The 6,245-nt window shown below is 70.5% G+C and carries 8 protein-coding genes; 5 read left to right on the top strand and 3 right to left on the bottom strand.

Going from position 1 to position 6,245, the window contains the following annotated elements:
- The 3 genes from J0695_RS33420 to J0695_RS33410 all read left to right on the top strand — a co-directional run.
- Nucleotides 1-1,005, top strand: a 1,005-nt coding sequence (locus J0695_RS33420; RefSeq protein WP_206968521.1) for an SUKH-4 family immunity protein, incomplete at its 5' end; no start/stop codon positions are given.
- A gap of 81 nt (nt 1,006-1,086) precedes the next feature.
- Nucleotides 1,087-2,154 carry an LCP family protein gene (locus tag J0695_RS33415; protein ID WP_206968520.1) on the top strand — a complete coding sequence of 356 codons (1,068 nt, stop codon included), beginning with the start codon at nt 1,087-1,089 and terminating at the stop codon, nt 2,152-2,154.
- A gap of 104 nt (nt 2,155-2,258) precedes the next feature.
- Complete coding sequence (locus J0695_RS33410; RefSeq protein WP_206968519.1) at nt 2,259-3,149, top strand: cellulose-binding protein; 891 nt, start codon at nt 2,259-2,261, stop codon at nt 3,147-3,149.
- Here J0695_RS33410 and J0695_RS33405 read toward each other — a convergent pair.
- On the bottom strand, nt 3,121-3,474 hold the full coding sequence (locus J0695_RS33405; RefSeq protein WP_206968518.1) for a winged helix-turn-helix transcriptional regulator: 354 nt from the start codon (nt 3,472-3,474) through the stop codon (nt 3,121-3,123). The genes J0695_RS33410 and J0695_RS33405 overlap by 29 nt on opposite strands.
- A gap of 96 nt (nt 3,475-3,570) precedes the next feature.
- On the opposite strand from J0695_RS33405, the gene J0695_RS33400 reads away from it, so the two are divergent.
- Together J0695_RS33400 and J0695_RS33395 are read left to right on the top strand one after the other, a co-directional pair.
- Nucleotides 3,571-4,458, top strand: a complete 888-nt coding sequence (locus tag J0695_RS33400; protein ID WP_206968517.1) for an NAD(P)-dependent oxidoreductase — start codon at nt 3,571-3,573, stop codon at nt 4,456-4,458.
- Nucleotides 4,459-4,481: 23 nt separating this feature from the next.
- Complete coding sequence (locus J0695_RS33395) at nt 4,482-5,336, top strand: hypothetical protein (RefSeq protein WP_206968516.1); 855 nt, start codon at nt 4,482-4,484, stop codon at nt 5,334-5,336.
- A 220-nt stretch (nt 5,337-5,556) separates the two neighbouring features.
- On the opposite strand, the gene dmpI is transcribed toward J0695_RS33395, so the two are convergent.
- Nucleotides 5,557-5,739 carry a 4-oxalocrotonate tautomerase DmpI gene (gene dmpI / locus J0695_RS33390; protein ID WP_206968515.1) on the bottom strand — a complete coding sequence of 61 codons (183 nt, stop codon included), beginning with the start codon at nt 5,737-5,739 and terminating at the stop codon, nt 5,557-5,559.
- Between the two features lie 115 nt (nt 5,740-5,854).
- A partial coding sequence (locus J0695_RS33385; protein WP_242553528.1) for a LysR substrate-binding domain-containing protein occupies nt 5,855-6,245 on the bottom strand: 391 nt, incomplete at its 5' end.

The raw sequence follows: 6,245 nt of genomic DNA, 5'->3' as shown, positions 1-6,245 counted from the left end.
TACGGCTATCCGCAGCAGCCCACCGGCCAGCCGACCGTCGGCCCCGGCTACCAGGCGGTGCTGCGCTACCGCGCGCAGGACGGCTCCGAGCAGCAGCTCATCCGCCGTTCGGCGCCCGGCACCCCGCACCCGGAGTGGCAGATGCTGCACGAGCTGCGGGCGATGAACGTGCCGCCGCAGCAGGTTCTGGAGCTGCACACCGAGCTGGAGTCCTGCGAGCTGCCGGGCGGCTACTGCGCCCGCATGATCCGTGAGACCTGGCCGCAGGTACGGATCACGAGCGTCGCCCCGTACGGCAAGGACCACGCCAGCCGTCAGCAGGGCATGGCCCATCTCCTCACCCACCAGGGCGAGTTGCACCAGGTCGCGGACGGTCCCGCACGCCCCGCCCCGGTGCGCGCGCCGCTGCCGCCCGTCCAGCCGGCCCCGCCGATCCCCCCGGAGGGGGTCGCACAGGAGCTGGCGCAGGCCTTCGGGCCGCAGGGGATCTTCCGCTTCGACCAGCGGGCGGTGTCCCGTCAGGGTGTGCCCGAGGTGGTGGCGATGACCCTGGTGTGGGCGGGTCTGCCGGTCGACTTCGGCCCGTTCTTCTGGGCGCAGGCGGTGCCGGGACAGCCGGTGCCGACGCTGGCCGAGCTGGCAGCGCAGCGTCAGGTGACGCCGGCTCCGGACGCGGGTTCGTACCTCGTCATGGGGTCGGACTTCGGCCGGGCGATCTGTGTCCAGTACGGCACGGCGAACATCGTGGCGGTGCCGGTGGAGGCCGGTCCCGGTGGTCAGCCGGTCCCGCCGCAGTTCGTGAACTCGGGTCTGCCCGAGTTCGTACGGTCGATGGCGCTCCTGGGCCGGATGTGGCGGCTGCGGTTCAGCCTGAACCCGGAGCAGGCGGCCCGCTGGACCGTCGACTTCCAGGCGCAGCTCGCGATGCTGGACCCGGCGGCGCTGGCGTCGCCGGAGAGCTGGTGGTCGGTGCTCCTCGAGCAGATGTGGGACGGCCTGCTCTGACGCGCTGACCCTCACTTCTGCTGACCCACTGCCAGAAGGCTCCGGCTCGCCGGACGCTGTCCCCTATGGGAGTTTCATCCCATGGGTGTGCCGGAGCCTTTCCCGCAGCAGCAGAGCTCGTCGGCGCTGTACCGCGCGAAGGGCAGGAGGGGCCGCAAGGGCCGCAGGCCGGGAAAGCGCCGTCGGCTGAGCTGGCCCAAGCGGATCGCGATCCTCCTGCTGACGCTCGTGCTGCTCGTGGCGGGTTACGCACTCGGCCTGTGGATCTGGGCCGACGGCCGTCTGCAGACGACGGACGCCTTCGCCGACTACTCCGGACGGCCCACCGCGGGCCAGGGCACGGACTGGCTGCTGATCGGCTCGGACAGCCGCTCCACGCTCACGGCGCAGGAGCGCAAGGACCTGCACGTGGGCAATGACGAGGGCCTCAACACCGACACGATCATGATCCTGCACTACGGCTCGAACGGTCCGTATCTCGTCTCGATCCCCCGCGACTCCTACGTCCCGATCCCCGGCCACGGCAAGAACAAGATCAACGCCGCCTATGCGCTGGGCGGCGCCAAGCTCCTCACGCAGACCGTCGAGGAGGCCACAGGCCTGCGCCTCGACCACTACGCGGAGGTCGACTTCGGCGGCTTCGTGGCGGTGGTCGACTCGCTCGGCGGCGTACGGATCTGTGTCCCGGCGGGTGGCCTGCACGACGAGAAGTCGGGCGCCGACTTCGACGCGGGCTGCCAGAAGATGAACGGCAAGCAGGCCCTCGCGTACGCCCGCGCCCGCTACAGCGACCCCCAGGGCGACCTCGGCCGTGTCAAGCGCCAGCAGCAGCTGGTGAGCGCGATCGCCCACCAGGCGCTCACGCCTTCCGTGCTCCTGCTCCCGTGGAACCTCATCCCGTTCCTCAGCGCCTCCCTCGACGCGCTGACGGTCGACAAGGGCACCGGTCTTCCGGCCCTCGGCCGGATGGGCCTGCGGATGAAGGACATCGCGGACGGCAAGGGGGCCACCACGACGGTACCGATCTCCAGTACGGGTACGGAGATCTCAGGCGTCGGGGATGTGGTCCTGTGGAACGACGCGGAGGCCCAGCAGCTGTTCACGGCGCTCCGCGACGACACGGCGATTCCCACCTTCGGCACTTCGTGACGCATCCTTGGGCGGAGTGTCGCGTTATGGGCGCTTCGTCTTGATCCACCAAGATATGCGCGTCTGGTGGGTGTCTGTCGTGTGTGTGGTGAGAGGGCTTCAAGATGAGTACTGCAGCGGTGCCACCGCCCGGTTTCGCCGTCGTACGGGGCCGCGGCTACCGGTCCGGGCAGGTCGACCGCTTCGTGGCCGCCCTCTCCCTCGACCGCGACGAGGCCTGGGAGCGTGCGGCGCGGCTGACCGTACTCGCCAAGGAGATGGAGGGCGAGGCGTCCGCGCTGCGCGAGCGGGTGGCGGGGCTCGCCCCGCAGACGTACGCGACGCTGGGCGAGCGGGCCCAGGCGCTCCTGGCGCTGTCCTCGGACGAGGCCGACGAGGTACGCACCGGAGCACAGGAGGCCGCCCAGGCCGTGCAGACGGCGGCCGAGCAGGTGGCGCGCCGGCTGGCGGACGCGGCACGCGCGGACGCTGACGCCGTACGCACCGAAGCGGACGCCCGCGCCCAGGAGCTGCTCGACGACGCCCAGAGCACGGCCGACGACCTGCGGATCGGCTCGCACAGGGACGTGAAGGAGTGGCGGGGCGAGGCGCTCACGGCCCTCAAGGACACGCGCGTCAGGACCTCGGCGTTCCTTGCCGAGCAGGAGAAGGAGCAGGCGGAGCGCTGGGACGCGGCGGAACGCGACCTGGCCGACCGCGAGCGCGCGTGCGAGGCGCGCGAAGCGGAGCTCGCGGCCTACGCGGAGCGCAGGCTCGCCGAGGCCGGGCGCGCACTGGCAGAGGCGGAGGAGACGGCCCGCCACGGCCAGGAGGACGCGGAGGCGCGCGGCGCCGAGCTCCTCGCCGACGGCCGTATTCGCGAGGAGCGCGCGGCCCGTGAGACGGACCGGATCCTGCGCGAGCACGAGGACGCCCGTGAGGAGCTCCGGGCCCATATGGCCCACGTACGCAGCAGCCTGGCGACGCTCACGGGCCGGGCACCTGCGGAGGGCTGACCACCGCGACGTTCTGCCGTCCCCACGCCCCGAGCGGCGCCAGGGCCTCGTTGAGGGAGGCACCGCGCGCGGTGAGCGAGTACTCCACGCGGGGCGGCACCTCGTCGTACACCTCGCGGTGCACGATGCCGTCCTCCTCCAGCTCGCGGAGCTGGGCGGCGAGCACCTTCTCGGTCACGCCGCCGAGGGCCCGCCGCAGCTCGCCGAAGCGGTACGGGCGCTCGTCGAGAGCCCAGAGGACGAGGACCTTCCACTTGCCGCCGATGACATCCATGGCTGCGTCGATCCCGCAGTGATAGGACCCCGGCCTGCGTACGGTCGCCATGCTCCACCCCCCTGACCTGCTGACTATCCCCGGGGTAACCACCCACACCGAAGTGCGTACTTGATCACCATCCCGACTGCGAACAGCCTAACGGTCATGACTGACAACCGACTTGACCGGAAGATCCCCTCACTGACACTGCTCGGCCTGGGAGTGATGGGCACGGCACTGGCCCGTACCTGGCTGGCGGCGGGCCACGACCTGACGGTCTGGAACCGCACCGAGTCGAAGACGGAACCCCTCACCGCAACAGGCGCGAAGGCAACGGCGGCAGCAGCGGAGGCGGTGGCGGAGAACACCCTCGTAGTCCTCTGCCTCCTGGACGACGAATCGATCGACGAGACCCTGTGGGACACGGACCTGCAGGGCAAGGACCTGGTCAACCTCACGACGAGCACCCCGGCCCAGGCCCGCGCCCGCGCGGACTGGGCGACCGCACGGGGCGCCCGCTTCCTGGACGGCGGGATCATGGCGGTCCCGCCGATGATCGGCATCCCGGAAGCGGGCGGCTACGTCTTCTACAGCGGCTCGGCAGCCCTCTTCGAGACCCACCGCAGCACGCTCTCCGTACCGGCGGGCACGAAGTACGTGGGCGAGGACGCCGGTTTCGCGGCGCTGTACGACGTGGCGCTGCTGAGCGCGATGACGGGAATGTTCGCGGGCGTCGCGCACGCCTTCGCGCTGATCGGCGCGGAGGACATCGACCCGAAGGAGTTCGCGCCGCTGCTGGCGGGCTGGCTGACGACGATGACGTTCTCGGTCCACAAGACGGCGGACCAGCTCCAGAGCGGCGACTACGCGAAGGATGTCGTCTCGAACCTGGCGATGCAGGTGGCGGGAAGCGCCACACTCCTGCGCACGGCGGAGGAACAGGGGGTGAGCCCCGAGCTCCTCACCCCGTACATGACCCTGATGGAACGCCGCCTGGCGGCAGGCCATGGGGACGAGGACACGACGGGGGTGGTGGCTCTGCTGCGGCGATAGGAGCACCCCGTACTTTGGGATGCATGTCCTCCTCGTCGCCGGCCCCCCGCGCCCGCATCCTGTGCGTCACCGACCTCGCCTACGAGGCCCGCGGCCGGCGCTACTGCGACGAGGACATCTACCTGACGTCCCGCCTCCGCGAGGACTTCGACCTGGCCCTGTGCCACCCCCTGGACGCGACCGCGCTGATGGACGCCTTCGACGCGGTCGTGGTCCGCAACAGCGGCCCGGTGCTCAACTACCAGTCGGAGTACGAGGCCTTCCGCGCCCGCGCCCTGGCGGACGGCGTCCGCGTCTACACCCAGCTGACGGGAAAGGCGGACGCGGCGGGCAAGCAGTACCTGGTCGACCTGTACGCGTCGGGATACCCGGTGATCCCGACGATCGACGACCCGCGGAACATGGCCCACCTCCCGGAGTCACCCGAGTACGTGGTGAAGCCGAAGCTGGGGGCGGACTCGATAGGCCTGGAGTTCGTCACGGAAGCCGAACTCCGGACCCGAACCCTCGACGATGTCCTCATCCAGCCGCGCATCGCGTTCCGCTACGAGGTCTCCTTCTACTTCACAGACCGCACCTTCCAGTACGCGCTGTACGCCCCGGACCCGGCCGAGCGCTGGCGCCTGGAGCGCTACACCCCGACCCCCGACGACCTGTCCTTCGCGCAGCGCTTCGTGGACTGGAACGCGATCGACCACGGCATCCAACGGGTGGACGCGTGCCGAGCACCGTCGGGCGAACTGCTGCTGGTGGAACTGGAGGACCTGAACCCGTACCTCTCGCTGGACCTGCTGGACGAGAGCGCACGCGAGGAGTTCGTCACGAACATGAAGGAGTCGCTGCGCGGCCTGCTCCGGCAGCCCGCCGGCGAACTCTGAGGCGGTCTGATCCGGCCGGAGAGGGCCGCGGCGACCTCGACGCAGTTGTTGCCGCCGTCACCGGAGAAGGAGGACTTCAGCCTGACGTTCGGCCGTTCGCTGTCCTCTAGGAGTCGGCGACGCAAGCGGGATCCGGGGCTGAAGGGTGCGGGCGCGGAGGCTATTGGCGGCGGCCCGCCGATCAGCGGCGGGCCTGCCTCCTCGTCACGTACGTTCGGGCCTACTTGTCGGCGGTGAGCGTGCCGCCGATGGCCCAGCTGTCGGTGGGGACCTCGTGGATCCAGACCTGTACGGCTTCGGCGGGAATCTTGAGCGAGTCCACGAAGGCGTCCGTGACGCGCTGCACCAGCTCGCGCTTGAGCTCGATGTCGCGGGGACCCTGCTGGATGGTGACGATCGGCATGGCTGAACTCCCTTGTCTCCGGCGGCTGTCCGGTTGTTCCGGGCCGCTCACCGGCGTGACCTCAGTCCACCCGATCCGTGGGCGGTGACCTACAGGCAGAGTGCGCACGCAGTAATCAGGATTCGTGATCGTCGCTGTTCAGGGGCGCGGTGCAGGCCTTGAGCAGGAGATTCAGGGTGTCGGGTGGGGTGGTCGCGTGCGCCACGAGGGCGGTGGGGAGGGTGAGACAGCCGTCCCGGAAGGGCAGGAACGCCACCCTGGGGCTGTGGAGTTGGCTTGCGTGGGCGGCGTACACCACGGTCCACATGGGAGGCGTGCCCGCACCGATCATGGCGAGCGTGTTCTGGAGCGAACCGCCGGTGGGGCCCGGCACCGGTTCGAAGCCGGCGGACTGGCAGGCGGTGACGACAAGGTCGACCAGGGCGGGATTGTTGCGGCGGTCGGTGAGCTTGAGGGGCAGCGCGGCGAGGTCCGTCAGGGCAACGTCGGGGCGGGTGGCCAGGGGG

The organism is Streptomyces beijiangensis, assembly GCF_017315755.1.
Classification (GTDB): domain Bacteria; phylum Actinomycetota; class Actinomycetes; order Streptomycetales; family Streptomycetaceae; genus Streptomyces; species Streptomyces beijiangensis.
This window is presented reverse-complemented; position numbering and strand designations above follow the sequence as displayed.